The organism is Rhodovulum tesquicola (assembly GCF_024128855.1).
Lineage (GTDB): Bacteria > Pseudomonadota > Alphaproteobacteria > Rhodobacterales > Rhodobacteraceae > Rhodovulum > Rhodovulum tesquicola.
In genome coordinates, this window is the sequence record NZ_JAMYDV010000013.1 from 14365 (window position 1) to 39940 (window position 25576).

The 25576-nt window shown below is 67.0% G+C and carries 20 protein-coding genes and 2 tRNA genes; 9 read left to right on the forward strand and 13 right to left on the reverse strand.

The window, feature by feature from the left end:
- Nucleotide 1: 1 nt before the first annotated feature.
- The 9 genes from hflX to dusB all read right to left on the reverse strand — a co-directional run bounded on the left by hflX (nucleotide 2) and on the right by dusB (nucleotide 11818).
- Nucleotides 2-1300 carry a GTPase HflX gene (hflX, locus tag NHN26_RS11915; protein ID WP_253089638.1) on the reverse strand — a complete coding sequence of 433 codons (1299 nt, stop codon included), beginning with the start codon at nucleotides 1298-1300 and terminating at the stop codon, nucleotides 2-4.
- Complete coding sequence (gene hfq / locus NHN26_RS11920; protein ID WP_081535796.1) at nucleotides 1297-1530, reverse strand: RNA chaperone Hfq; 234 nt, start codon at nucleotides 1528-1530, stop codon at nucleotides 1297-1299. Before hfq ends, hflX begins: the two co-directional genes overlap by 4 nt.
- A 135-nt stretch (nucleotides 1531-1665) precedes the next feature.
- Nucleotides 1666-3186 (reverse strand): TrkH family potassium uptake protein, encoded by a 1521-nt coding sequence (locus NHN26_RS11925; RefSeq protein WP_253089639.1) that lies wholly within the window; start codon nucleotides 3184-3186, stop codon nucleotides 1666-1668.
- 4 nt (nucleotides 3187-3190) lie between these two features.
- Complete coding sequence (trkA, locus tag NHN26_RS11930; RefSeq protein WP_253089640.1) at nucleotides 3191-4567, reverse strand: Trk system potassium transporter TrkA; 1377 nt, start codon at nucleotides 4565-4567, stop codon at nucleotides 3191-3193.
- A gap of 58 nt (nucleotides 4568-4625) precedes the next feature.
- Nucleotides 4626-6044, reverse strand: a complete 1419-nt coding sequence (gene ntrX, locus NHN26_RS11935) for a nitrogen assimilation response regulator NtrX (RefSeq protein ID WP_253089641.1) — start codon at nucleotides 6042-6044, stop codon at nucleotides 4626-4628.
- Between the two features lie 3 nt (nucleotides 6045-6047).
- Nucleotides 6048-8306: a sensor histidine kinase NtrY-like gene (locus NHN26_RS11940; RefSeq protein ID WP_253089689.1), complete on the reverse strand. Its 2259-nt coding sequence runs from the start codon at nucleotides 8304-8306 to the stop codon at nucleotides 6048-6050.
- A 118-nt stretch (nucleotides 8307-8424) separates the two neighbouring features.
- The gene (locus tag NHN26_RS11945) at nucleotides 8425-9795 is read right to left on the reverse strand and encodes a response regulator (protein ID WP_253089642.1); all 1371 of its coding nucleotides are present in this window, start codon (nucleotides 9793-9795) and stop codon (nucleotides 8425-8427) included.
- Nucleotides 9795-10889, reverse strand: a complete 1095-nt coding sequence (locus tag NHN26_RS11950) for a two-component system sensor histidine kinase NtrB (protein WP_253089643.1) — start codon at nucleotides 10887-10889, stop codon at nucleotides 9795-9797. Before NHN26_RS11950 ends, NHN26_RS11945 begins: the two co-directional genes overlap by 1 nt.
- Nucleotides 10886-11818, reverse strand: coding sequence for a tRNA dihydrouridine synthase DusB (gene dusB, locus NHN26_RS11955; RefSeq protein ID WP_435594205.1), 933 nt, complete (start codon nucleotides 11816-11818; stop codon nucleotides 10886-10888). Before dusB ends, NHN26_RS11950 begins: the two co-directional genes overlap by 4 nt.
- Before the next feature lie 242 nt (nucleotides 11819-12060).
- Here dusB and NHN26_RS11960 point away from each other — a divergent pair, with 242 nt between their 5' ends.
- From NHN26_RS11960 to NHN26_RS11970, 3 genes are read left to right on the forward strand one after another with little or no spacing between them, the layout of a single operon-like run.
- Entirely contained in the window at nucleotides 12061-13206 is a 1146-nt protein-coding gene (locus NHN26_RS11960) for a bifunctional 2-C-methyl-D-erythritol 4-phosphate cytidylyltransferase/2-C-methyl-D-erythritol 2,4-cyclodiphosphate synthase (protein ID WP_253089645.1), read from the forward strand.
- Complete coding sequence (locus tag NHN26_RS11965) at nucleotides 13203-13697, forward strand: phosphatidylglycerophosphatase A family protein (RefSeq protein ID WP_253089646.1); 495 nt, start codon at nucleotides 13203-13205, stop codon at nucleotides 13695-13697. Before NHN26_RS11960 ends, NHN26_RS11965 begins: the two co-directional genes overlap by 4 nt.
- Nucleotides 13694-14170 carry a CinA family protein gene (locus tag NHN26_RS11970; protein ID WP_253089647.1) on the forward strand — a complete coding sequence of 159 codons (477 nt, stop codon included), beginning with the start codon at nucleotides 13694-13696 and terminating at the stop codon, nucleotides 14168-14170. Before NHN26_RS11965 ends, NHN26_RS11970 begins: the two co-directional genes overlap by 4 nt.
- 156 nt (nucleotides 14171-14326) lie before the next feature.
- On the opposite strand, the gene NHN26_RS11975 is transcribed toward NHN26_RS11970, so the two are convergent.
- Entirely contained in the window at nucleotides 14327-14785 is a 459-nt protein-coding gene (locus NHN26_RS11975) for a type II toxin-antitoxin system RatA family toxin (protein WP_253089648.1), read from the reverse strand.
- 69 nt (nucleotides 14786-14854) lie between these two features.
- Here NHN26_RS11975 and hpt point away from each other — a divergent pair, with 69 nt between their 5' ends.
- The 3 genes from hpt to NHN26_RS11990 all read left to right on the forward strand — a co-directional run bounded on the left by hpt (nucleotide 14855) and on the right by NHN26_RS11990 (nucleotide 16302).
- Nucleotides 14855-15394: a hypoxanthine phosphoribosyltransferase gene (hpt, locus tag NHN26_RS11980; protein WP_132694446.1), complete on the forward strand. Its 540-nt coding sequence runs from the start codon at nucleotides 14855-14857 to the stop codon at nucleotides 15392-15394.
- On the forward strand, nucleotides 15391-15573 hold the full coding sequence (locus NHN26_RS11985) for a hypothetical protein (protein ID WP_253089649.1): 183 nt from the start codon (nucleotides 15391-15393) through the stop codon (nucleotides 15571-15573). The genes hpt and NHN26_RS11985 overlap by 4 nt, the downstream gene beginning before the upstream one ends.
- A gap of 270 nt (nucleotides 15574-15843) precedes the next feature.
- On the forward strand, nucleotides 15844-16302 hold the full coding sequence (locus NHN26_RS11990) for an MmcB family DNA repair protein (RefSeq protein ID WP_253089650.1): 459 nt from the start codon (nucleotides 15844-15846) through the stop codon (nucleotides 16300-16302).
- On the opposite strand, the gene NHN26_RS11995 is transcribed toward NHN26_RS11990, so the two are convergent.
- Nucleotides 16292-16519 carry a DUF6324 family protein gene (locus tag NHN26_RS11995; protein WP_253089651.1) on the reverse strand — a complete coding sequence of 76 codons (228 nt, stop codon included), beginning with the start codon at nucleotides 16517-16519 and terminating at the stop codon, nucleotides 16292-16294. The two genes, NHN26_RS11990 and NHN26_RS11995, sit on opposite strands and share 11 nt — an antisense overlap.
- Before the next feature lie 142 nt (nucleotides 16520-16661).
- On the opposite strand from NHN26_RS11995, the gene NHN26_RS12000 reads away from it, so the two are divergent.
- Nucleotides 16662-16738 (forward strand) — tRNA-His (locus NHN26_RS12000).
- A gap of 487 nt (nucleotides 16739-17225) precedes the next feature.
- Here the strand turns inward: NHN26_RS12000 and NHN26_RS12005 are convergent.
- Nucleotides 17226-17300: transfer RNA gene (locus tag NHN26_RS12005), tRNA-Gly, on the reverse strand.
- 721 nt (nucleotides 17301-18021) lie between these two features.
- Entirely contained in the window at nucleotides 18022-21465 is a 3444-nt protein-coding gene (locus NHN26_RS12010) for a pyruvate carboxylase (RefSeq protein ID WP_253089652.1), read from the reverse strand.
- Between the two features lie 259 nt (nucleotides 21466-21724).
- Between NHN26_RS12010 and NHN26_RS12015 the strand changes: the two genes are divergently transcribed.
- Together NHN26_RS12015 and NHN26_RS12020 are read left to right on the forward strand one after the other, a co-directional pair.
- Entirely contained in the window at nucleotides 21725-24220 is a 2496-nt protein-coding gene (locus NHN26_RS12015) for an ATP-dependent helicase (RefSeq protein WP_494338021.1), read from the forward strand.
- Between the two features lie 120 nt (nucleotides 24221-24340).
- Entirely contained in the window at nucleotides 24341-25432 is a 1092-nt protein-coding gene (locus tag NHN26_RS12020; protein ID WP_253089654.1) for a Hint domain-containing protein, read from the forward strand.
- Nucleotides 25433-25576 lie beyond the last annotated feature (144 nt).

Genomic DNA, 25576 nt, shown 5'->3' on the forward strand with positions numbered 1-25576 from the left:
GCTATTCCCCGGTCAGTGCCCGGAACCTCTGTTCCTGCCGCGCGGTCCAGTTGACCGTCAGAACGACGCCGTCCTCGCCTTGGCATTCGGCCTCGACCACGCCCTCGGCATAGAGCCAGGCCCGCCGCCGTCCGTCGGAAAAGCCCAGATTCACTTCGCGCCGCACCCGCGTCTCGTCCAGCGCCGCAGTGATCGCCTGCAGCAGACCCTCGATCCCCTCGCCTGTCCAGGCCGAGATCGTGCGCACCCCCTCATGCCGGGCCGCCACGGCTGCCAGCGCCTCGCGCCGCTCGGGCTCGATCAGGTCGGCCTTGTTCCACAGCTCGATCTGCGGCGTCTCTTCGGCCACGCCCAGATCGGTCAGGATCGCGCGCACATCGGCGGCCTGGGACTCGGTATCGGGATGGGCGATGTCGCGCACATGCAGGATCAGGTCGGCCTCCAGCACCTCTTCCAGCGTCGCGCGGAAGGCCGCGACCAGTTGCGTCGGCAGGTCCGAGATGAACCCCACAGTGTCCGACAGGATCACCTTCAGCCCGCTGGGCAGCGTGATGCTGCGCATGGTCGGGTCGAGCGTGGCGAACAGCATGTCCTTGGCCAGCACCTCCGCCCCGGTCAGCCGGTTGAACAGCGTCGACTTGCCCGCATTGGTATAGCCCACCAGTGCCACCACCGGGAACGGCACCTTGCGCCGCGCGGCACGGTGCAGGTCGCGGGTCTTGACCACCTTGGAAAGCTGCCGCTTCAGCCGAACGATCGCCTCGTCGATGGCGCGGCGGTCGGCCTCGATCTGGGTCTCGCCGGGGCCGCCCACGAAACCGAGACCGCCGCGCTGGCGTTCAAGGTGGGTCCAGGCCCGCACCAGCCGCGTGCGCTGATAGGACAGCGCGGCCAGTTCGACCTGCAACACGCCCTCGCGGGTGCGGGCGCGGTCGGCGAAGATTTCCAGGATCAACCCGGTCCGGTCGAGGATCTTGACCTTCCATTCCCGTTCCAGATTGCGCTGCTGCACCGGGGTCACGGGGCCGTCGATCAACACGAGCCCCACCTCGGCCGTCTTGAGGCGACTGCCCAGATCCTCGATCTTGCCCGACCCGAACAGCCAGCCCGGCCGCACCTTTGGCAGCGGCACGATCTCGGAGCCGACCAGTTCAAGGCCGGGCAGGGCAGCGGCCAGCGCCACCGCTTCTCCAAGCGCCGGGGCTGCGTCGCGGCGTGCTCGGTCCGCGGCAATATCGGGATGAAGCACCCAGGCGCGCGTCACCTGGGGGCCGTGCTCCTGAAGGTCAGAGGGGCTCAATCCTCACCGTCATAGAGATTGATTGGCTGCGAGGGCATGATCGTCGAGATCGCATGCTTGTAGACAAGCTGCGATTGCCCGTCCCGGCGCAGCAGAACGCAGAAATTGTCGAACCAGGTGATCACGCCCTGCAACTTGACGCCGTTGATCAGGAAGATCGTGACCGGCACCTTGGTCTTGCGAACATGGTTAAGGAATGCGTCCTGCAAATTCTGCTTGTCGGCAGCCATTCGTTTCTTGCCCTTGTTGTCTGGACCTGCCCCGGTATGGACAGAAGCCGTTCCCTCGGCGCGAGTATGTCGCGAGGTTTCAGGACTTTCCACCCCCCTTGACGGGTCGGCAATCCGAAAATGCAGCGCCGCGCCTCAGTTGCGCCAGAATTCGGGGTTCAGCAGCGCGATGATCGCCAGGGTCTCCAGCCGGCCCACAACCATCGCGGCGGCCAGCACCATCCGCGCGCCATCGCCCAGCGTGGCATAGGACAGCGCGGGTTCGGTCGTCGCGGCGGCCAGCGGGCCGGTGGTGGTCAGCGCGGCCACGGTCAGCACCATCGCCGCGTCGAACCCGATCCCGGCCGCGCCCAGCGCTACCATGGTCACGGCCACCGACAGCGCGAAGAGCATGAAGAAGACAAAGGCGATCTGAGCGCCCTCGCGGCGGATGCGCCGCGCAAAGGCTCCGGCGCCGCCGACCGAGGAGGGATGGATCAGCTTTTCCATCTCGCGCACCCCGTGCTTGTAAAGCGCGTAGATGCGCAGCAGCTTGACCCCGCCCGCAGTCGTCGCCACCCCGCCGCCGAACACCGCCAGCCCGACCAGGATCAGCCCCGGAGTGGCCAGCCCCGACCAGGTCTGCGCCTCGGCCCAGTCGGCCGAGACGAACCCCGTGGTGGTCAGGAAGGACGTCACCGTGAAGACCGCCCCCCAGAGCGCGCGCAGCGCCGCGAGGCCGCTGTCATCGGCGCCGCCCTCATAGGCGCCCAGCCAGTGGCGCGAGAACAGGAACAGCGTCACCGCCCAGGCGATCACCACCCCCATCCGCAACTCCATGTCCGTGCTCAGCGCGCGCCAGCTTTCGGGCCGCAGATCGAGCATGAAGCTTTGCCGGGTGAAGGCAAAGATGAAGAAGCCCCACAGGAACAGTTCGCCGGCAAAGCCGCTCTGGCCGCCGGGCACGCCGCCCACCGGCGAGATTCCCGAAGTCGCCAGCACCGACATCGCGTGGCAGGCTGCCACCAACGGGCCTTCGCCCGCGAGCAGCATCAGCACCCACAGGCTGGCCGTGAGGCCCAGATAGATCGGCGCGAAGCGGCGGGCAAAGCGCAGAAGCCGCCCGCGCGGATCGGCGGCCCGGCCCGTGCCCGGCCCTGCGGCGCCCAACTGGCGCGCGCCGCCGGGGCCCGCCGTGACCTCGAACCCGCCCAGGTTCATCGGCGCCAGGATCGAGATCGCCGTCACCCAGATGAAGAACCCGCCCAGCCAGCCGACCAGCGCCCGCCACAGATGCAGCCCCGACGACAGGGTCGCGGGGTCGTCGTAAAGCGTGGCTCCCGTGGTGGTCAGGCTCGAGATCATCTCGAAATAGCCGTCGAGATAGCGCGCGTCGGGCACTGCCTCGACAAAGGGAACGGCCAGCATCAGCGGCATCAGCCCATAGAAGCCCAGCATCGCCAGCAGATGGCTGCGGGCCTGGTTCGTCACCCGGTTGCCGATCGTCGCCAGCCCCAGCACCGCCGCCAGAACGCTGAACAGAAGCCCCGAATAGAAAAAGCTGCGCGCGGTCAGCCAGTCGCGTTCCGCCAGCGCCACGCCCACCGGCAGGAACATCGCCAGCGCCCCGATCCCCATCAGGATCACCAGGAACGGAAGATCGTAAAGCCGACGCATGGCCTCAGAAGAAGTCGATGGAGACCTGCAACAGGCGCTCCACTTCGGGCACATCGGCGGCCAAGGCAAAGATCGCCACCACGTCGCCTTCCTCGATGCGGGTGTCCCCCTTGGGCCGGATCACCCTGTCGCCTTTCATCACGCCGCCGATCAGCGCGCCCTCGGGAAAGTCGATGTCCTGCACCCGCTTGCCCGCCATCGGCGAGGTTGACAGCACCTGCGCCTCGATCACCTCGGCCTCGGCATCGCCGATCGAATAGACATTGCGCACCCGGCCGTGACGGACATGGCGCAGGATCGAGCTGACCGTGGTGGCGCGCGGGTTGATATAGGCGTCGATGCCCAGCGGACCCATCAGCGGCACAAGCGCGGGATCGTTGACCAGGCAGATCGCCATCGGGCAGCCCGACAGTTTGGCCCGGACTGCGGCCAGCAGGTTGGTCTTGTCGTCATCGGTCAGCGCCAGAACCGCGTCGGCGCGCTCGACATTGGCCTCTTCCAGCAGGCTGACATCCAGCCCGTCGCCATGCAGCACGATGGTGCGCTCCAGCGCATCGGCTGCCGTCTCGGCACGGGCGCGGTCCTTCTCGATCACCTTTGCGCGGACCCGGTCCTCGTTCCGTTCAAGCGCCTGGGCCACGGAAAGCCCGACATTGCCGCCGCCGATGATGACCACGCGCTCCTGCTTCTTCGTGGATTTGCCGAAGATCTCGAGCGTCCGGTTCACATCCTCGACATGCGAGAAGACATAGACCTGATCCTCGGGGAATAGCTGGTCGCCCGGTTCGGGCGCGAACAGCGTTTCCTCGCGGCGGATGCCGACGACCAGCGCGCGCAGCGTCGAGAACAGGTCGGTCAACTGGCGTAGCGGCGTCTTGAGAACCGGGCAGTCCGCATCGAGCGCGATCCCCAGAAGCTGCGCCTGGCCGCCCAGGAAATACTCGGTATCGAAGGCCGCGGGCGCCGCGATGCGTTGCAGCGCGGCCTCGGCGACCTCGCGTTCGGGGCTTATGACCACGTCGATGGGCAGGTGATCGCGGCGGTAAAGCTCGGAATAGATCGCGGTCAGATAGGACTCGGCGCGCAGTCGCGCGATCTTGCGCGGGATGGCAAAGATCGAATGGGCCACCTGGCAGGTGACCATGTTGACCTCGTCGGACTGCGTGGCGGCGATGATCATGTCGGCATCGCGAGCGCCCGCCCGTTCCAGGATGTCGGGATAGGAGGCATGTCCTGCGATGCCCTGAACGTCCAGCGCATCGGTCGCCCGGCGGATCAGGTCGCCGTTCATGTCGACGATGGTCACGTCGTTCTTCTCGCCCGAGAGGTGGCGGGCGATCTGCCAGCCGACCTGGCCCGCGCCGCAGATGATCACCTTCATTCAGGACACCTGACTGGGGAAACACGCCCCCGATGCATCGCAGAAGCCCGCTTGCCGGTCAATCGGCGCGGGCTTCCTCTTCCTCGTCCTCGAAATGCGCGAGCCGCGCGCCCGATTTGGGCGAGGTGACCACGCCCAGAGATTTCAGCTTGCGATGCAGCGCCGAGCGTTCCATGCCGACGAAATTCGCGGTGCGCGAGATGTTGCCGCCGAAACGATTGATCTGGGTCAGCAAGTATTCGCGTTCGAACAACTCGCGCGCCTCGCGCAGCGGCAGCGTGGCCAGCCCCGCCGACAGCACCAGGCGCCCCTCCTCGGCGGCGCCCTCGACCGGCATCGGCAGTTCCGCCGCCGTGATCGGATCGTTGCCTTCGCCCAGGATCAGCACCCGCTCGATCACGTTCTTCAACTGCCGCACATTGCCAGGCCATGCCATGGTCTGCAGCAGCGCCTCGGCCTCGTCGCTGAGCGCGCGCAGCGGCAGGCCCTGACTCTGGTTGAAGCCCTGAATGAAATGGCGGGCGAGGGTGGGGATGTCCTCGCGCCGTTCGTCCAGTGCGGGCACCTCGATCGGCACCACGTTCAGCCGGTGATAGAGTTCCTGGCGGAATGTGCCCGCGGCGATCTCGGCGGGCAGGTCGCGCGTGGTGGATGAAATTACCCGAATATCGACGCGCACCCGGTCGGTGCCGCCCGCGCGCTGGAACTGCTGATCGACCAGCACGCGCAGGATCTTGGATTGCGTGCCCAGCGGCATGTCGGCCACCTCGTCGAAATAGAGGATGCCGCCATGCGCCTGCTCCAGAAGGCCCGGCTCCACGCCGCGCGCGGCACTTTCCCGGCCGAACAGCACCTCCTCCATGCGCTCGGGCTCGATCGAGGCGGAATTGACGACCACGAAGGGGCCGTTCGCGCGGTTGGAATTTGCGTGAATATAGCGGGCGGCGACTTCCTTGCCCGATCCGGCGGGGCCGGTCAGCATCACCCGGCCATTCGATTTCGTCACCTTGTCGAGGTGGGATTTCAGCCCCTTGAAAGCCGGGCTTGCGCCGATCATCTCGGCCTGCGTCACGTCCTTGCGGCGCAGTTCGTGGTTCTCGCGGCGCAGGCGCGAGGCCTCCATCGCGCGGCGGATCACCACCAGCAACTGGTCGATGTTGAACGGCTTCTCGATGAAGTCATAGGCGCCCTGCTTGATCGCGGCGACCGCGATCTCGATATTGCCGTGGCCCGAGATGATGACCACCGGAATGTCGGGGTTGTCGCGCTTGACCCGGGACAGGATGTCGATCCCGTCCATGGTGCTGTCCTTGAGCCAGATGTCGAGGATCATCAGGGCGGGCGGTTCGGTGTTGATCTCGGCCATGCAGGCATCCGAATTCGCGGCCAGCCGTGTCGTGTAGCCCTCGTCCTGCAGGATATCCGCGATCAGTTCGCGGATGTCGCGTTCGTCGTCGACGATCAGAATGTCGCCCATGTCCTACTCCCCGGATACCGCTATTCTGGTTTCGTTGATTGCCGACGCGGACGACTGTCCGGCCTCGGCCACCGGCAGGCGGATCACCGCCATCGCGCCGCGGTGCGTGTCGGGCGCGAACGGTTCGGCGTCGACCAGTTCCAGCGTGCCGCCATGTTCCTCGATGATCTTCCTGACGATCGGCAAGCCCAGCCCGGTGCCACTGTCGCGCGTCGTGACATAGGGTTCGAAAAGCCGGGCGCGGTCCTCGGGCAGACCGATGCCATTGTCGGCGATCTCGATCAGGCCGCTGTCCTCCTCGCGCACGAGACGCAGCCGGATCTCGGGTACGAAGCCTTCGGGCACGCCCTTCTCGGTCCGCGTCTCGATGGCCTCGCCGGCATTCTTGATAAGGTTCGTCAGCGCCTGGCTGATCATCGTCGGGTCCAGTTCGGCGGGCATCGCGCCCTCGGGCAGGTCCGCGACAAAGCGCACGCCGGGCTGGCCGCTTTCCTGCAGGACCAGCGCATCGCGGACCAGCGCGGCAAGGTCGACGGGCTTGCGTTCGGGCTCGGGCATTCGGGCGAATTTCGAGAATTCGTCGACGATCCGGCGCAGATCGCCGGTCTGGCGCACGATCACGTCCGTATACTGGTCCAGCGTGTCGGCCTGGTCGCCCACCAGCGGGCGGAACTTGCGCTTGATGCGCTCGGCCGACAACTGGATCGGGGTCAGCGGGTTCTTGATCTCATGCGCGATGCGGCGGGCGACATCGCCCCAGGCGGCCATCCGCTGCGCGGTCACAAGGTCGGTGACATCGTCGAACGCCACCACATAGCCCTCGCGCCGCCCGTCCGCGCCACGCCGCGTCGACATGCGGACCAGCAGGTTCTCCATCTTGCCGCTGCGGATCAGACGGATTTCCTCTTGCGCGGTGGCGCGGCGATCGGTCCGCAACCGGTCTAACAGCGCGGCGAATTCGGGAACGGCGACGCGCAGGTCGTGGCCGTTGTCGCGCGCTTCGTCCAGTTGCAGAAGCGTCAGAGCCGAGCGGTTCATGAACTCGACCCGCCCCTCGGCATCCAGACCGATCACGCCTGCGGTGACCGAGGACAGCACCGAATCGAACAGCCGTCGCCGCATTTCGGTCTGGCGGTTGTTCTCCAGCAGCGCGTCGCGTTGCAACTTGAGCTGCCGGGTCATCTGGTTGAACATCCGCCCCAGCATGGCGATCTCGTCATCGCCCGCCTCCTCGCGCACGCGCACGTCCAGATCGCCCGCGCCGACCCGTTGCGCCGCCCCCGCCAGCCGCCCAACCGGACGCGACAGCCGCTCGGCGAACCACAGCCCCAGCCAGACCGCGGCAAGGATCAGGATCATTGCAAAGCCCAGATAGAGCAGCCCGAATTCGAACAGCACCCGCCCGCGCTCGCTTTCGAGTTGCTGGTAGAGCCGCGAGGTGGCCTGGGTGTCGTCCAGCAGGCTCAGCAACTCGCCATCCACGCTGCGCGAGATGTAGAGGAAACGATCGACATAGGCGCCCAGCGCCAGCAGTGCCCGGAACTCGTTATTGTCCCAATCATCGATGATGACCGTCTCGCCCGCGGCGGCCCGCGCGATCTCGGGCGCGGTCGGCTGCTCGTAATCGAACAGATAGGAACGTTCGCCGCGGGCCTTGATCTCGCCCGTGCCGTCGATGACATAGGCCTCCTTCAGACCACGCTGGACGCGTGCCTGGGCCTGGGTCAGAAGCTGCCTCAGTTCGCCGTCCGACAGCATGAAGCTGGCGTGGCGCGCGACATTCAGATAGCCTGCCAGCGTCTGCGCGTCGGCGGCAAGGTCGCGGCGGTGTTCCTCCTCATAGGCTTCGGCGGCCGAGAGCGAGGCGCCCACCACGTTGCGCACCCGCTCGGAGAACCAGCCTTCGAGCCCGATATTGATGGTCAGCCCCGCGAAGACCGCGACCAGAACGGTCGGCACCAGAGCGATGGTTGCAAAGACGCCCGTCAGCCGCATGTGCAGGCGCGAGCCCGCCGAATGGCTGCGTCTTGCGGCGACCATGCGCGCGATCTGGCGCACCACCATCGTGGCGATCGCCAGCGAATAGACCAGATCGGCCAGAAGGATCGCGCGCAGTCCGTGCGAGGTCGCGCCCTGGTCGAGCGGGCCGAGCAACAGGAAGGTGCCTATTGCCAGAACCGGCCCCAGCAGGACAAGACCAAGGGTCGCGACGTTCCGAATCCGCCGCGACGACCGTCTCTGGAAGAGCCGTTCAAGGGCCATCCGGCCCGTGGCGCTGGCCACTGCTCGCCTCGTGTCGTTGTGCCGCGGGGCGCGCGGCTTCGCTATCTGACGCGCGCTCCGCGGAAATGCGGATTCGACGCAACGCCCTGTTGCGAATTTACATCAACTTGCGGCGGCGTGTCACGCGGATATCGAGATCGGTGATCTTTTTCCTCAAGGTATTGCGGTTGATGCCCAGCAGATCGGCACATTTGGCCTGATTGCCGCCGGTCGCGTCGAGCGCGATCTCGATCAGCGGCATCTCAACCTCACGCAGTATTCGGGAATACAGGCCCGGAGGCGGCAGCACCCCGCCATGCAGGTCGAAATAGCGCCGCAGATGCCTGCCGACCGAGGCCGACAGTTTCTCGCCCTCGCCCCCACCGACCAGCGGTTCGATCTCGGGCTGGTTGCCCAGCACCGCCTCGACCTCGGCGCGGGTGATGACCTCTTCGGGGCTGGTGACGACAAGGCGGCGGATCGTGTGTTCAAGCTGGCGGACATTGCCCGGCCAGCTATAGGCGCGGATCAGGTCCATCGCATCGCCCGCGATCGTGCGCCGCGCCGCGCCGTCGCGTTCCGATCGGGCAAGGAAATGCTCGGCAAGCAACGGGATGTCGTCCACCCGTTCGCGCAGGGACGGCACGGCGACGGTGACCCCGCCCAGGCGGTAGAACAGGTCCTGGCGGAACTGGCCCGCCTCCATCCGGCCCATCAGGTCGGTCTGGCTGGTGGCCATGACGCGTGGCGCGGTATCGCCGAAGCTGTCCAGCATCCGCACGATGCGCGCCTGCGCGTCTTCGGTCAGGTCCGCCACCTCGTCGAACAGGATCGACCCGCCGCGGGCGCGGGCGGCCAGCGCCGAGGGCCCGTCTGCGCCCTCGAGGTCGCCGCCCGCGGCGATCACGAAGGGCAGCGAGCGGCGGTCGGAGAAATCATGGATCGCGCGCGCGATCAGCGATTTGCCGGTGCCCGATTCGCCGGTGATCAGCACCGGCAGATCGGCATTCATCACACGGGCCACAAGACGGTACAGTGCCTGCATCTGCGGCGTGCGGCCGACCAGCGGCAGGTCGTCCTCGTCGCGTGGCGGCTCGACGCTTTCGGTGCGGCTGCGCACCCGGCGCTTGGTTTCCAGCGCGCGGGCTGCGCGCTTCATCAGGTCGGGCAGGTCGAAGGGCTTGGGCAGGTAGTCATAGGCTTCGGCCTCGGCGGCCTGGATCGCCGTCATGATGGTATTCTGCGCCGAGATCACGATCACCGGCAGGCCGGGCCGCTCCTGCCCGATCTTGGGCAGCATTTCCAGCCCGTTGCCGTCGGGCATGATCACGTCCGAGATCACCAGATCGCCCTTGCCCTCGGACACCCAGCGCATCAGCGTCGTCAGCGAACTGGTCGCATGCACCTTGCAACCCGCCCGCGTAAGCGCCTGGGTCAGCACGGTTCGGATCGTGCGGTCGTCATCGGCGACAAGAACGGTGCCGTCCATCAGCTGTCATCCTCTTGGGGGGTGGGCTCTTGGGGTTTGCGCGCCACGGGGAGCGATACGCGGAACACGGTGCGCCCGGGCACCGAGTCGACCGCGATCCAGCCGCCATGGTCATTGATGATCTTGGACACGAGCGCGAGGCCCAGGCCGGTGCCGTTCTCGCGCCCCGAGATGAAGGGCTCGAACACGTCGCCCGCAATATCGGGCGGCAGGCCGGGTCCGTCATCCACGACCTCGACCTGCAGCGGCACGGGCACGCCCGGGCCTTCGGGGTGGCGCAGCCGCAGCGCGAGGTCGAAGAAGGTGCGCAGCCGGATCGTGCCGCCCGCGGACGGGGCAGCCTGTGCGGCGTTGCGGATCAGGTTGGAAAAGACCTGCATCAACTGGTCGGCATCGGCCCAGGTGGCGGGCAAGGAGGGGTCGTAATCCTCCTCGATCTTCATATGAGCGGCATAGCTGACCAGCGCCGATTTGCGCGCCCGGTCGAGGATGTCGTGGATGTTCACGGCCTTGCAGTTCGGCGGGCTGAGATTGCCGAACTGCTCGACCTGGTCCAGAAGCTTCACGATCCGTCGGCTTTCGGCCACGATCAGGTCGGTCAGTTCCAGATCGCCATTGCGCAGGTTCATCGAGAGCAGTTGCGCCGCCCCGGTGATCCCCGCCAGGGGGTTCTTGATCTCGTGGGCCAGCATCTCGGCCATGCCGATCGCCGATTTCGCCGCCGTCTTGACCGAATGTGCCCGGCCCAGCCGCCCGGCGATCTCGCGCGGGCTGACCAGCAGCAGGACATGCTCGGCCTGGTCGTTCATCGGCGCGATCTGAAGATTGCACTCGACCGGCGGGCGGGTGCCCGCAGTCACGTCGACATCGTTTATGAACAGCGGCGCCCGGTTCGTCCTTACCCGGGCGAAGGCCTCGTCCAGCGACGCGTCAACCGCCAGCCGGTCGAAGACCGGCGCATCGCGCAGCGCCTTGATCGTGGCGTTCATGAAGATCTCGGCCGCCGGGTTGATCGCGGCGATCCGGTCCTCGGCATCCAGCAGGAAGGCCGGGATCGGCAGCGCGGTCCAGATTGCGTCCACCTCCAGCGTCATGCCGCCTCGCTTTCGCCGTGGCCCGCCATTGCCTCGGACAGAAGCGCCAGCACCCTGCCCGGATCGCGTTCGGTCAGCACCGCCTGGCGCAGGGCAGGCGGCGTGCCCGCCTCGTCCATGTACCAGCCCAGATGCTTGCGGATCACCCGCGCGCCCAGGGTGCGGCCATAGAAGGACAGCGACGCCTCGTAATGGCCCGCCACCATGTCGGCGAAGGCTGCGCCGGTCGGTGCGGCGGGGGCGGGCCGTCCGGCCAGCGCCGCGGCGATCCGCGCCAGAACCCAGGGCCGGCCCTGCGCACCGCGCCCCACCATCACCCCATCCGCGCCCGAGGCTGCCAGCGCCGCGCGCGCCGTCGCTGCATCGACGATATCGCCATTGGCCACCACCGGCACCGACACGGCCCGTTTCACCGCGCGGATCGCTGCCCAGTCGGCCCGGCCGGAATAGAACTGGCAGCGGGTGCGGCCGTGAATGGTAATCATCCGCACCCCAGCTGCCTCGGCCCGGCGGGCAAGCTCGGGGGCGTTCAGCAGGTCACTGTCCCAGCCCAGCCGCGTCTTCAGCGTCACCGGCACCTTGACCGCGCCCACCACCGCCTCGATCAGCCGCAGCGCGCGGTCGGGGTCGCGCATCAGCGCCGAGCCCGAGAAGCCGCCCGTCACCTTGCGCGCGGGGCAGCCCATGTTGATGTCGATGATCTGCGCGCCCTGATCCTCGAGGATGCGGGCGGCGCGCGCCATCCAGTCGGCGTCGCGTCCCACGATCTGCACCGCGCTGGACTGTTCGCCCAATCCCAGCGCCGCGCGCTCGCGCGTGCCGGGCCGGGCCTGGACCATGTCCTGGCTGGCCACCATTTCCGAGACCACCAGCCCCGCGCCGAAAGACGCGACAAGCCGACGAAAGGGCAGGTCGGTGATCCCGGCCATCGGGGCCAGCAGGACGGGCGGATCGAGCGTGATATCTGCCACCTGAATGGCCAACTGATTAATCCTTGTGCATTTGATACGGGATGTAGCTTGCCCGAACGGGAAATACAATCTGGGGGATAGGCCCGCGAGGCATTAAACATCTGTTGCATAAAATTTAATCGTATGGCCCCGCCCTTTTGCCCCATTGCCCCGCAGCGCGCCCCCGCCTAAAGAGTCGCCGACCGGTTCGGGGGCAAGGCATGACAGTCACGGCGATCATCGTGGCCGCGGGACGCGGAACCAGAGCCGGCGGCGACCGACCCAAGCAATATCAGCGGCTTGGCGGTCGCGCGGTGCTGGGCCGGACGGTCGCGGCCTTTGCCGCGCATCCCCGGGTGTCGGGGCTGGTGGTGGTCCAGCATCCCGACGATGCCGATCTTTTCGCCGAAGCGATGGCGGGGCTCGACCTGGCGGTGACGAGGGTTCCCGGGGGCGCGACGCGGGATGCCTCGGTCGCGGCGGGGCTGGGGGCCGTGCCGCCGGGCACCACGCGCGTTCTGATCCATGACGGCGCCCGGCCGCTGGTCTCGGCGGCGCTGATCGACCGGGTGATCGACGCGCTGGATACCCATCCGGGGGCAGCACCCGCGCTGGCCGTGACCGATGCGCTCTGGCGCGGCGCGGCGGGGCGCGTGCTGGCGCCGCATCCGCGCGACGGGCTGTTCCGGGCCCAGACCCCCCAGGGCTTCCGGATCGAGGCGATCCGCGCGGCCCATGCGGCGCATCCGGGCGGCGCGGCCGACGATGTCGAGGTGGCGCTGGCCGCGGGGCTTGACGTGGCCATCGTCGAGGGCGACGAGGACAATCTGAAGATCACCCATGCACAGGATTTCGCCCGCGCCGAGCGGGTCTTGCGGGAGAGGGACATGGATATTCGCACCGGCAACGGCTTTGACGTGCACGCCTTCTGCGAGGGCGACGGCGTGATCCTGTGCGGCATCAAGGTGCCGCATGACAAGGCGCTGAAGGGCCATTCGGATGCCGATGTCGGCATGCACGCGGTCACCGACGCGATCTATGGTGCGCTGGCGGATGGCGATATCGGCCAGCATTTCCCGCCCTCGGATCCGCAATGGAAGGGCGCGGCCTCGGACATCTTCCTGAAACATGCGGTGGGGCGGGTGGCCGAACGCGGCTACCGGATCGCGCATGCCGATCTGACGCTGATCTGCGAGCGGCCCAAGATCGGCCCGGTCGCGGGTGCGATGCGGGCCGAGATGGCGCGGCTGATGGGGATCGAGCTGGACCGGATCAGCGTCAAGGCCACCACCTCCGAGCAACTGGGGTTCACCGGCCGGGAGGAGGGAATCGCGGCTCTGGCCACGGTCACGCTGGTGCGGCCATGAGCCCGGCGCGCTTTGTCGCGACCTGGTTCGGCGTCGGTCTCCTGCGCCCCGCCCCGGGCACCTGGGGCTCGCTGGCCGCGCTGCCGATCTTCTGGGCGCTGCATGTGCTGGGCGGGCCGTGGCTGGCGGTGGCGTCGACGGTGGTGGTCTGCGTGCTGGGCTGGTGGGCGGTGGGCGCCGCCGCGCGCGGGGCGGCCGATCCCGACCGGTCGGAATATGTCATCGACGAGGTTGCGGGGATGTGGATCGCGCTTTTGCCGCTGTCCTTCGGCGCGCGGGCGTCGGGGGCCGACATCCTGGCGCTGTATCCCGGCTGGATTGTCGCGTTCTTCGGCTTCCGGCTGTTCGACATCTGGAAACCGGGACCGATCGGCTGGGCCGACCGGCAGAAGACGGCGCTGGGCGTGATGCTGGACGATGTGCTGGCGGGTATCGCGGCGGGGGCGCTGGTGCTTGCGCTGGCGGCGGCGTGGCATATCCTTCTGGCATGACCAGTCGGGCCGATACACTCGTGGCGCTGGCCCGCGCCCGGGGCGCGCGCGTTGCCACCGCCGAAAGCTGCACCGGCGGCATGGTTTCGGCCGCGATCACCGATATTCCCGGGTCGTCGAAGATGTTCGACCGGGGGTTCGTGACCTATTCCAACGCCGCGAAACAGGCCCTGCTGGGTGTGCAGGACCGGACGCTGGAGGCCCATGGCGCGGTGTCCGAGCCGATCGCGGCCGAGATGGCCGAGGGCGCGCTGGCCCGGTCCGAGGCCGATCTGGCCGTCGCGATCACCGGCATCGCGGGGCCCGGCGGGTCCGAGCACAAGCCCGAGGGGCGCGTCTGCTTCGCGCTGGCGCGCAGCGGTGCGGGCGTTGTCACCGAAACCGTGGAATTCGGCCCGCTGGGCCGCGACCGGGTGCGCGCCGCCAGCCGCGACCACGCGCTCGACCTGCTGATAGCTGCGCTGGGGGGCTAGCCCGCCCCGGACGGAAGCGCCGCGGGGGCGGGGGCGTCGGGCAGCCCATGCGCGGCCGCGCGTCACCTACGCTGCCATGACACGGGCGACGAAATCTGCCGGGGCGCCGGCGAGTCCCGTCGCTTCGCCCTTGGGGCGCCCGACGGGCGGCAAGGCTCAGGTGGCGGGCTTGCCGTACAGGTCTTCGGCCCGGGCCTCGAAGGCGCGCACGATCCGCAGCATCGCCTCGTTGAACACCACGCCGATCACGCCCTGCAACACGCGATTCTTGAACTCGAAATCCACGAAGAATTCCACCTTGCAGCGACCTTCGGCGATTTCCTCGAAATGCCAGTAGGATTTGAGGTATTTGAACGGCCCGTCCAGGTATACGGTGTCGATCCGGTGGAGGCTGGGCCACAGCGTCACCCGGCTGCCGAAGCGTTCGCGGAACACCTTGAACGAAATCACCAGATCGGCCTCCATCAACTCGTGATCGCCGAAATCCGTGCGCCGACGGATGCGCGCGGCGGCCGTCCAGGGCAGGAATTCGGGATAGGCGGCGACATCGGCCACCAGATCGTACATCTGCTGCGCCGAATAGGGCATCTCGCGGTTTTCGGAATGTCTGGGCATGATCCCGTTTGTCTGCTGACAGTGGGCAGTCGTTTCTGCTAGTGAGCGGCCGAAATCAAGGGGGAAGGCATGGGCGAGCGACCCTATGTCATAGACGAGATGCTGTCGGCCAAGACGATTGCCGCCCGCGTCGAGGCGCTGGCGGCCGAGATCACGCGCCATTTTGCCGATACCGACAAGCTGGTGGTGGTGGGGCTGTTGCGCGGCTCGTTCGTGTTCATCGCCGATCTGGTGCGCGAGTTGCGGCTGCCGGTCGAGGTCGATTTCATCGAGACCTCGTCCTATGGCAGCGGCATGGAAAGTTCGCGCGAGGTGCGCATCCTCAAGGATCTGCGCGGCAAGATCGAGGGGCGCGACGTTTTGGTCGTCGAGGATATCGTCGATACCGGGCACACGCTGGCCCATGTGCTGCACCTGCTGGCCGCGAAAAAGCCCCGGCGGCTGGAATCCTGCGCGCTGCTGGACAAGCCGTCGCGGCGCGAGGTCGAGGTACGGGCAAGCTGGGTAGGCTTCGAGATCCCCGACCGTTTCGTGGTGGGCTATGGCATCGACTTCGCCCAGCGCAACCGCAACCTGCCCTATATCGGATCGGTCCGGTTCGAGGAGTGAACCTGCTGTGGCTTCTGCGTGCGAAACGCTGGGCGCAACACCCGCCGAGCGCGTCGCGCGTGCGGCTGGTGCTGGGGGTGGTCGCGCTATGCCTGCTGCTGGTGCTGGTCGAATGGCTGGTCGGCTGGCCCGAGGCGCTGACGGTCAATTCCGGTGCGCGCGGCGGCATGGCCCCCTGACCGGGGCGCTCTAATCGGTATACGGGGCGGCAAAGGGGCGGGACCACCACGACCGTAAGGGCAGCTCATTCCCGAGGACCTGTTCATACAGGTGGGCGCCAGGTAACCGGGCCAGGACCCGGACAGAGCCAGCTCCCTCGGATTTGCTTAAGGCCACCGGAATTTGACCCCAGCACGGGAAGGGCAGAACCCGCCTTGGATCACAGATAGGGCAGGGCGGGGGTGGCTGCAAGGCTTGCCATTTGTTCATGGATTGTTCAACCTTCACCCATGCCAAGCGTCCCTCCCCAACCGCCTGCCGCGCTGGCCCCCGGCCAGCTGATCGCCCGCGGCGTCTGTCGACACCTGCGCGACCTGGGCTTTGCCTGTGTCGAGGAACTGGTTCCCACGGCAGGGCTGCGCGTCGATGTGATGGCGCTGGGGCCGAAGGGCGAGGTCTGGATCGTCGAATGCAAGTCGTGCCGGGCCGATTTCGCCGCGGATCGCAAGTGGCAGGGCTATCTCGACTGGTGCGACCGCTTCTTCTGGGCGGTGGACGAGGCGTTCCCGGTGGACCTGTTGCCGCCCGGCACCGGGTTGATCCTGGCCGATGCCTATGGCGCCGAGATCCTGCGCGAGAGCCCCGAGACAAGGCTGGCGGGGGCAAGGCGCAAGGTGGTTACGCAGAGATTCGCCCGCCACGCGGCGCTGCGGTTGCAGGCGCTGCGCGATCCGGGCCTCAGCCCCTAGGGCGGTCCTTCTTGCCCGGTTTGGCGGCCTTCTCGCCGATGGCGCGGGCCTGTGCGGCGGCGGCGCGGATTTCCTCGGCGATCTCCTCGGCCTCGTCGGGGTCGAAATCCATCGGCAGGTCGAAACCCTCGCCCTCGACATAGATCCGCACCATGCCAAGGCTCGTCGGCCCGATCTGCAAATTCGCGGCGAGTTCGCTTTCCTTGTCGATGCCCATGGCAGCCCCTCGGAATGGTCAGGGCCCTGCGTTAGCCTGTCGCCCCCACGCTGGCAAGAGGCGTGCGGCACAGGCAAAAGCCGTCCCGATCCGGCAACGGGGCTTGCATTGCGCCCCGACGGGCGTTAAATCGCGCCCCAGTGCCGCCTTAGCTCAGTTGGTTAGAGCGCTGGATTGTGGATCCAGAGGTCCCCCGTTCAAGCCGGGGAGGCGGTACCATGCATCTCCCTGATATGTTGTCCTTTGACGACGGTGATTTGAACCGCCGGCGCGGCGGGCTGCGGCCGGTTGGCATTTGCCGGACCCGACAAAGTCTCGAACACCCGCAAAGCCCTTTCGCCGACCTTGCTCCGTTTGCTGGAAAGGTCGGGAACCGGCATCGCGATCTCGATGATATGCGCGGCGATCGCGCCGATCCTGTCCGGCGTGGCCCGGTCTTGAGCAGGGGGAGGGGCGATGTGCCGCCCGGAGTGATGCGCTCCGCGGGGCGACCCCCAATCCCCATCTTCCGCACATGGCCGTCGCTTTTCAGCAAACGGGTTTGTCGTCAGCCTCGCCGAAAGCGCGCTCGCCGATGGTCCGTGTTCACCGACCGGGACCCAGCGTCTTGACGGATGCCGTCCCTTTCCAGTCCGACCGAGATGGCCAGCCGCGCGGCTTCGCGCGACCGTTGTCGGTCCGGTTGGACATCTGTCTTGTGAAATTCTGGAGCGGGCGATGAGATTCGAACTCACGACCCTTACCTTGGCAAGGTAATGCTCTACCCCTGAGCTACGCCCGCATCCATTGGGTGAGGCGTGACTTATAAACTCCGCCGGGGGGCTGCAAGCGGAAAATTCCGCTTGTACGGTTTTTTTCGAACGGCGCTGGACACAGATGCTCGCCGCCGCGCTACAGGGACGCATGCAGCACGCGCGTCGCTCCATTTGGAGCAGAGTGAGCGCAAGGCCGAGCAGAGGCGCGAAATGGGAGATCCCGTTTCAACTGGGGCTGATCCCGAACCCGCGATCCGGGGCGATGCTGAACGAGGCGGAATCGGCCGGACCGGTGACAGGCTCAGGCGCGCGTACATCGCCCAGCATGCTGCAATCCCGCCTGTTGCTCGAACGGGCGGGCATCGCCCGGTCGGTGGGATAGCAGGCGTCGCCGCGGCGGCATTTGGGCGGTCCGCGGTCACGACTTCATTGGCACCCTGCCAGAGCGGTTCGGCGTCGATGCCTTGGGCGATTGGCGCGGCGCTGGTGACGGAGGGAAACGAGGGGCTGAGACGGGCCATGGGAAATCACATGGGGTCTCGCTTTCGTTTCGAAGCGGGCGCGGCATTGCCTGGGTGGACGGGTGCGCACCCCCTCCACTATCGCCACGGCGGGAAGCCTCGGAGCGGCTCTTTCCGGCCTTCAAGGCCAACGACGTCATCCGGCCCAGCCAGTGCGGGCGGCTTGGCCGGACACCGCCAGATCTATCCTGGCTGCTCTGCGTCGGTGCATGCAGCCCGCCGCGGCCTATTCGAACTCGACCAGCAGGTCCTTGGCGTCGATCTGGGCGCCGGGCGTCACATGCACCGCCTTCACCGTGCCGTCGCGCTCGGCATGCAGGCCCGTCTCCATCTTCATCGCCTCGATGGTCAGGAGCAGGTCGCCGGTCTTGACCTTCTGCCCGGCGCTGACCGCAACGGTTGCGATCGCACCCGGCATCGGCGCGCCGACATGGGCGGGGTTGCCAAGTTCCACCTTGGGCCGCTTGGCCACCTTGGCCTTGGCCTTGCGGTCGGGCACGCGGATCACGCGGGGCTGGCCGTTCAGCTCGAAGAAGACACGCACGTCGCCCTCCTCGGTGGTCTCGCCGATGGCCGACAGCCGGATCTCCAGCGTCTTGCCCGGGTCGATCTCGGCCGTGATCTCCTCGCCCGGCTCCATCCCGTAGAAGAAGGTGCGCGTGGGCAGGGTGCGGACCGGGCCATACATCTGGTGCCGCGCCGTGTAGTCGGTGAAGACCTTGGGATACATCAGGTATCCGTTCAGGTCCTCGTCGTCGAAGTCGAGATCCTCGAACTGCGCCTTCAGGTCGGCGCGCAGCTTGTCCAGATCGGCGGGCGGCACCTTGGCGCCGGGCCGCTCGGTCAGGGGTTTCTCGTCCTTCAGCACCTTGCGGAGGATGGCCTCGGGGAAACCGCCCGGCGGCTGGCCGAGATTGCCGCGCAGCATGTCGATGACGGAATCGGGGAAGGCCACGTCGCGGGCGGGGTTCTCGACATCGGCGCGCGTCAGCCCCTGGCTGACCATCATCAGCGCCATGTCGCCCACCACCTTGGAACTGGGCGTCACCTTGACGATGTCGCCGAACATCTGGTTCACGTCGGCATAGGTCTTGGCGACCTCGGACCAGCGGTCCTCAAGCCCTAGGCTGCGGGCTTGCGCCTTGAGGTTGGTGAACTGGCCGCCCGGCATCTCGTGCAGGTAGACCTCGGAGGCGGGGGCCATCAGCCCCGATTCGAAGGCGGCATATTGCGCGCGCACCTGTCCCCAGTAATCCGAGATCTCGCGCACCGCCTCGATGTCGATGCCGGTGTCGCGCGGGGTGTTGCGCAGGGCCTCGACGATGGACCCCAGGCAGGGCTGCGAGGTGCCGCCCGAGAACGCGTCCATCGCCGCGTCCACCGCGTCCACCCCCGCCTCGGCCGCGGCCAGGATCGTGGCGCCCGCGATGCCGCTGGTGTCATGGGTGTGGAAGTGGATCGGCAGGCCCACCTCGTCCTTCAGCGCCTTGAACAGCACACTTGCGGCGGCGGGTTTCAACAGCCCCGCCATGTCCTTCAGCCCCAGGATATGACAGCCCGCCGCCTTCAGTGCCTTGGCCATCTCGACGTAATATGTCAGGTCGTATTTCGCCCGGTCCGGGTCGAGGATGTCGCCGGTATAGCAGATCGCGCCTTCCAGCACCTTGCCGCTGTCCAGCACCGCATCCATCGCGACGCGCATGTTCTCGACCCAGTTCAGGCTGTCGAACACGCGGAACACGTCGACGCCCGTCTCGGCCGCCTGTTTCACGAAGCTCTGCACCACGTTGTCGGGATAGGTGGTGTAGCCCACCCCGTTCGCGCCCCGCAGCAGCATCTGGGTCATCAGGTTCGGCATCCGCGCGCGGATGTCCCGCAGCCGCTGCCAGGGACATTCCTGAAGAAAGCGATAGGCCACGTCGAAGGTGGCCCCGCCCCAACATTCCACGCTGAAAAGCTGTGGCAGGTTGTGGGCATAGGCGGGTGCGACGCGCACCATGTCGATCGACCGCATCCGGGTGGCCAGAAGCGACTGGTGCCCGTCCCGCATGGTGGTGTCGGTCAGCAGAAGCTGTGTCTGTTCGGCCATCCAGTCGGCCACCGCCTGCGGGCCGAACTCGTCGAGGATCTGCCGCGTGCCGGGGGCAAAGCTCTCGCGCCGGTTCTCGGGCGGGCGGGGGGTGCGGACCTCGGCGGGCGGGCGCGGGCGGCCCTCGGTCTCGGGGTTCCCGTTGACCGTGACATCGGCGATGAAGGTCAGGATCCGCGTCGCCCGGTCGCGCCGCTTCTCGAACTGGAACAACTCGGGCGTCTGGTCGATGAACTTGGTGTGGTATTCGTTGTTCAGGAAGGTCGGGTGCTTCAGCAGGTTCTCGACGAAGGCGATATTCGTCGAAACCCCGCGGATGCGGAACTCGCGCAGCGCCCGGTCCATCCGGGCAATCGCCGCCTCGGGGGTGGGTGCCCAGGCGGTGACCTTTTCCAAGAGCGAATCGTAATAGCGCGTGATGACCGCGCCGGAATAGGCGGTGCCGCCGTCAAGCCGGATGCCCATCCCCGTCGCGCCGCGATAGGCGGTGATGCGGCCGTAATCGGGGATGAAGTTGTTCAGCGGATCCTCGGTCGTGATCCGGCATTGCAGCGCGTGGCCGGTCAGTTCCACGTCGTACTGGCTGGCGATGCCGGTGGCCTCGACCAGGCTCTTGCCCTCGGCGATCAGGATCTGCGCGCGCACGATGTCGATGCCGGTCACTTCCTCGGTGACGGTGTGTTCGACCTGGATGCGGGGGTTGACCTCAATGAAGTAGAACTCGCCCGATTCCATGTCCATCAGGAACTCGACGGTGCCCGCGCATTCGTAGTTCACGGCTTCCGCGATCTTCTTGCCCAGATTGCACAGGTGTTCGCGCTGGGTGGGGGACAGGTAGGGGGCGGGGGCGCGTTCGACGACCTTCTGGTTGCGCCGCTGCACCGAACAGTCGCGCTCCCACAGGTGATAGATGTTGCCATGCTGGTCGCCGAGGATCTGCACCTCGACATGGCGGGCGCGCAGGATCATCTTTTCCAGATAGCCCTCGCCGTTGCCGAAGGCGGCCTCGGCCTCGCGCCGGCCCTCGCGCACCTTCTCCTCCAGTTCGTCCGGGCCGTTGATCGGGCGCATGCCCCGCCCGCCGCCGCCCCAGCTGGCCTTGAGCATCAGCGGATAGCCGATCTCGGCGGCCTCGGTGCGGATCGCGTCCATGTCCTCGCCCAGCACCTCGGTCGCGGGGATCACCGGCACGCCCGCGGCGATTGCCACCTTGCGCGCGGACGCCTTGTCGCCCAGCGCGCGCATGGTTTCGGCCTTGGGCCCGATGAAGGCGATGCCCGCCGCGTCGCAGGCCTCGACAAAGGCCGGGTTCTCGGACAGCAGGCCATAGCCCGGGTGGATCGCGTCGGCGCCGCACATCTTCGCCACGCGGATGATCTCATCGATGGCCAGATAGGCCTGCACGGGGCCCAGCCCCTCGCCGATCTTGTAGGCCTCGTCCGCCTTGAAGCGGTGCAGCCCCAGCTTGTCCTCCTCGGCATAGACCGCGACCGTGCGCTTGCCCATTTCATTGGCGGCACGCATGACGCGGATGGCGATTTCACCGCGGTTCGCGACGAGGATTTTCTTGAATTCGGTCAAGGGCAGGGCCTCCTTCGGGACGTCCTTGCTGCGCATGCGAGACGCGCGCCTGTGCTATCGGTATACGGTCGTGCGCCGGGCTGGCAAGTAGGAGCTTGGTCCAGGGCCGCCGTGTTTCGCGGCGAGGCTTGGGATTGCGCGCGCCACGAAACTCGGGGGCTGGTCCGCTTGGGACAATCTCGCAGGGCCGTTCGGGAACATTATGCGAACTCGTCTTTCCCTTCCTTCGTCCGCGCGCTAGGATCGCAATATGGATCCCATCGACGACTCCGACGACTCCGACGCCTTCGAGGCCGCCGCCCGAACGACGCTCAGCCAGCGCGCGCTGGCGGCGCGGCCTGCGCCCTATCTGGATGGCCTGAACCCGGCGCAACGGCAGGCGGTGGAAACGCTGGACGGCCCGGTGCTGATGCTGGCGGGCGCGGGCACCGGAAAGACCCGCGCGCTGACCGCCCGGATCGCGCATCTGCTGAACACGGGCGCCGCCCGGCCGAACGAGATCCTCGCCGTCACCTTCACCAACAAGGCCGCCCGAGAGATGAAGGACCGCATCGGCCGTCTGATGGGCCATGCGGTCGAGGGCATGCCGTGGCTCGGCACCTTCCACGCAATCTGCGTGAAACTGCTGCGCCGCCATGCCGAACTGGTCACCCTAGATAGCTTTCCGCGTTCCGGTTTCAGGCCACATTCGAATGCGCGACTGGCCGAAATCGGTTTCACCCAAGCGTCGTTCCAAAACGATGATCTTCATCTGAAAAGCAATTTCACGATCCTCGACACCGACGACCAGATCCGGCTGATGAAACAGTTGATCGCCGCCGCCAATATCGACGAGAAACGCTGGCCCGCCCGGCAACTGGCCGGGATCATCGACCACTGGAAGAACCGCGCATGGACCCCGGACAACGTGCCTGCGGGCGAGGCGGCGGCCTTCAACAACCGGGGCGTTGAACTCTATGCCGCGTATCAGCAGCGCCTGCTTACCCTGAACGCCGTCGATTTCGGCGATCTCTTGCTGCACATGGTCACGATCTTCCAGACCCATGACGACGTGCTGGACCAATATCGCCGCTGGTTCCGCTATATCCTGGTGGACGAATACCAGGACACCAACGTCGCCCAGTACCTCTGGCTGCGCCTGCTGGCCGGGGGGCACAAGAACATCTGCTGCGTGGGCGACGACGACCAGTCGATCTATGGCTGGCGCGGCGCCGAAGTGGGCAACATCCTGCGCTTCGAAAAGGATTTCCCCGGCGCGCAGGTGATCCGGCTGGAACAGAACTACCGCTCCACGCCCCACATCCTCGCCGCCGCCTCCGGCCTGATTGCGGCCAACAAGGGCCGTCTGGGCAAGACGCTCTGGACCGAGGCCGACGAGGGCGAAAAGGTGCGCCTGATCGGCCACTGGGACGGCGAGGAAGAGGCCCGCTGGATCGGCGAGGAGGCCGAGGCGATGACGCGGGGCACCCGCGGGTTGCGCCCCTATTCCCTTGACGACATGGCGATCCTCGTCCGCGCCTCCCACCAGATGCGCGCCTTCGAAGACCGGTTCCTGACCATCGGCCTGCCCTATCGCGTGATCGGCGGCCCGCGCTTCTACGAGCGGATGGAGATCCGCGACGCGATGGCCTATTTCCGCCTCGCCGTCAGCCCCGCGGACGACCTCGCGTTCGAGCGGATCGTCAACACCCCGAAACGCGGCCTTGGCGACAAGGCGCAGCAGAGCATCCAGCAGATGGCGCGGGCCAATGGCGTGTCGCTGGTCGAGGGCGCGCGGCTCTTGCTGGAAACGGGCGGCTTGGGCGGCAAGGGCGCGGCCGAGCTGAAGAAGCTCTTGCAGGGGATCGGCCGCTGGCACGGGGCCGCGCTGGACGCCCGCGTGAACCATGTCGAACTGGCCGAGCGCATCCTTGATGAAAGCGGCTACACATTTTCGTTTTTCAAGCCACAGACCGCCGAAGAGAGAGAACGCGGCGATCCCATGCTGCCGAAGGATGCCGAGGCGCCGGCGCGGCTGGAGAACCTCAAGGAACTGGTCAAGGCGCTGGAGGAGTTCGAGAACCTGCAGGGCTTCCTCGAACATGTCGCCCTCATCATGGACAACGAGACCGAAGCTGAGGGCGCCAAGATCACCGTCATGACGCTGCATGCCGCCAAAGGGCTGGAGTTCCCCGCGGTGTTCCTGCCGGGATGGGAAGACGGGCTGTTCCCCTCGCAACGCTCGATGGACGAAAGCGGGTTGAAGGGGCTGGAGGAGGAGCGCCGCCTCGCCTATGTCGGCCTCACCCGCGCCGAGGAGTTGTGCACGATCTCCTTTGCCGCCAACCGCCGCGTCTACGGGCAATGGCAGTCGCAACTGCCCTCGCGCTTCATCGACGAACTGCCCGAGGTCCATGTCGAGGTGCTGACGCCCCCCGGCCTTTACGGCGGCGGCGCGGCGCCCCTGCGCTCCACCATCGAAGAGGCCGCCAGCCGCGCCGATGTCTACGCCTCGCCGGGCTGGAAGCGGTTGCAGGCGCGCAGCAGCCAGCGCCCCGTCGGCCAGCCCCGCGAAAGCCGCGGCCTCGTGATCGACGCCGAGGCCGTGGCCGCCCACGCCAGCGGCGACCGCGTCTTTCACCAGAAGTTCGGCTATGGCACGGTGACGGGGATCGAGGGCGACAAGCTGGACATCGCCTTCGACAAGGCCGGCGAGAAGAAGGTCGTCGCGCGCTTCGTCGTCGCCGCCGGGGCCGCGGACGACGTGCCGTTCTAGGCCACGCGAACGCCCCGGATTTGCCGAAAATCCAAGCGAAAAAGCGTTTCCCGGCAAGAATCGGGTTAACGCTTTGTTCTCCGTCGCGGGCGAGATTCTGGAGGGAAGGACTCCGAAGGCATGGTCACGTTCAACGCCATAGACAATGAATTCGCTGCCGCGACTGGCAGCAATGTCGACAGCAATGCCGGCGGCCCGGGCACGTCGACCTTCGACTACCCGCCCAATGCGACCAAGGACCTTGTCATCACCTCCAAGCCGGACGACCCGGATCCCTACAGATTCCAGGTCGACGATGTCTACGAACTCAGCTTTGGCGGCATGGGCGGCAATACCACCATCGCGGACGCCAGGGTCATCCGCTCCGACGAGATTTCGTTCGCCTCGGGCCATGCTGTCGTCTTCGAAGGCACCGACCAGAAAGGCGATCTCGTCCAGGTCGTCTGGTCGCCGGGATTCGACCTGGAGCAATGGTATTGGGATCATTTCGAGGGTGGGCAGAGTCCGGGATTCTACGTCTATGATCTCGATCCGGGTACGGAATTCTCCGCGCCGGTAATGTGTTTCGAGGCCGAGACGCTGATCGCCACCCCGCGCGGCCCGGTTCGCGCGGCCAGCCTCGCGCCTGGAATGATGGTTGAAACGGTGGATCACGGGCCGCAGATGTTGCTCTGGGTCGGGCAAAGCGTGACACGGGGCACCGGGGTGATGGCACCGGTGGTGTTTCCGCCCGGGGCGCTTGGCAACGACCGGCCTCTGGTGCTGTCGCAGCAGCATCGCGTGATGCATGGCTCGGCGATGGCGGCGCTTCTGTTCGCCACCCCCGAAGTGCTCATCCCGGCGCGCGCCTTTGCCATCGCCGGGATCGGTGGCGCCGCCATCGCCGAGCGGCCCGTGGTGCGCTATGTCCATCTGCTGTTCGAACGGCACGAACTGGTGCAGGCCGAGGGAGTGGTCTGCGAGAGTCTCTATCTGGGCGATGTCGCCCGCCGCGCCCTAGATGCCGAGGCGCGCGACGAGATCGCCACCCATTTTCCCGAACTCGATTTCACCCTCGGTGACGACGAACCGTTCGAGGCCGCCCGGCCGATCCTGCGCGCCTATGAGGCACGCGCCCTTTTCGGTGCCGGGTCCGCGGCTGGCGGTCAGGGCGCATGTCGTGAGACGGCCGAGTCGGACGCCCGCCCCAGACGGCTGGCAGCCTCCTGCTAGAGGCGCCTGTTCGGCCCGGCGGGCCTTGATCCTGCTGATCCAAAAAAACGGCGACGCCAGGGAGGAGAGGCGTCGCCGTTCTTGTCGGCGGCGGTGTCAGGGAGGAGGAGACCACCCGCCGCATAGATTGGGACCCGAAAGCCC

What these genes read in the sequence shown, in the direction of transcription:
- NHN26_RS11945 (WP_253089642.1), bottom strand. Translation starts at nt 9,795, where the DNA reads ATGGACGGCACCGTTCTTGTCGCCGATGACGACCGCACGATCCGAACC.
- NHN26_RS11925 (WP_253089639.1), bottom strand. Translation starts at nt 3,186, where the DNA reads ATGCGTCGGCTTTACGATCTTCCGTTCCTGGTGATCCTGATGGGGATC.
- NHN26_RS11940 (WP_253089689.1), bottom strand. Translation starts at nt 8,306, where the DNA reads ATGGCCCTTGAACGGCTCTTCCAGAGACGGTCGTCGCGGCGGATTCGG.
- NHN26_RS11960 (WP_253089645.1), top strand. Translation starts at nt 12,061, where the DNA reads ATGACAGTCACGGCGATCATCGTGGCCGCGGGACGCGGAACCAGAGCC.
- NHN26_RS12020 (WP_253089654.1), top strand. Translation starts at nt 24,341, where the DNA reads ATGGTCACGTTCAACGCCATAGACAATGAATTCGCTGCCGCGACTGGC.
- NHN26_RS11970 (WP_253089647.1), top strand. Translation starts at nt 13,694, where the DNA reads ATGACCAGTCGGGCCGATACACTCGTGGCGCTGGCCCGCGCCCGGGGC.
- NHN26_RS11965 (WP_253089646.1), top strand. Translation starts at nt 13,203, where the DNA reads ATGAGCCCGGCGCGCTTTGTCGCGACCTGGTTCGGCGTCGGTCTCCTG.
- NHN26_RS11975 (WP_253089648.1), bottom strand. Translation starts at nt 14,785, where the DNA reads ATGCCCAGACATTCCGAAAACCGCGAGATGCCCTATTCGGCGCAGCAG.
- dusB (WP_435594205.1), bottom strand. Translation starts at nt 11,818, where the DNA reads ATGGCCGGGATCACCGACCTGCCCTTTCGTCGGCTTGTCGCGTCTTTC.
- NHN26_RS11995 (WP_253089651.1), bottom strand. Translation starts at nt 16,519, where the DNA reads ATGGGCATCGACAAGGAAAGCGAACTCGCCGCGAATTTGCAGATCGGG.
- NHN26_RS11990 (WP_253089650.1), top strand. Translation starts at nt 15,844, where the DNA reads ATGCCAAGCGTCCCTCCCCAACCGCCTGCCGCGCTGGCCCCCGGCCAG.
- trkA (WP_253089640.1), bottom strand. Translation starts at nt 4,567, where the DNA reads ATGAAGGTGATCATCTGCGGCGCGGGCCAGGTCGGCTGGCAGATCGCC.
- NHN26_RS11950 (WP_253089643.1), bottom strand. Translation starts at nt 10,889, where the DNA reads ATGACGCTGGAGGTGGACGCAATCTGGACCGCGCTGCCGATCCCGGCC.
- hpt (WP_132694446.1), top strand. Translation starts at nt 14,855, where the DNA reads ATGGGCGAGCGACCCTATGTCATAGACGAGATGCTGTCGGCCAAGACG.
- ntrX (WP_253089641.1), bottom strand. Translation starts at nt 6,044, where the DNA reads ATGGGCGACATTCTGATCGTCGACGACGAACGCGACATCCGCGAACTG.
- hfq (WP_081535796.1), bottom strand. Translation starts at nt 1,530, where the DNA reads ATGGCTGCCGACAAGCAGAATTTGCAGGACGCATTCCTTAACCATGTT.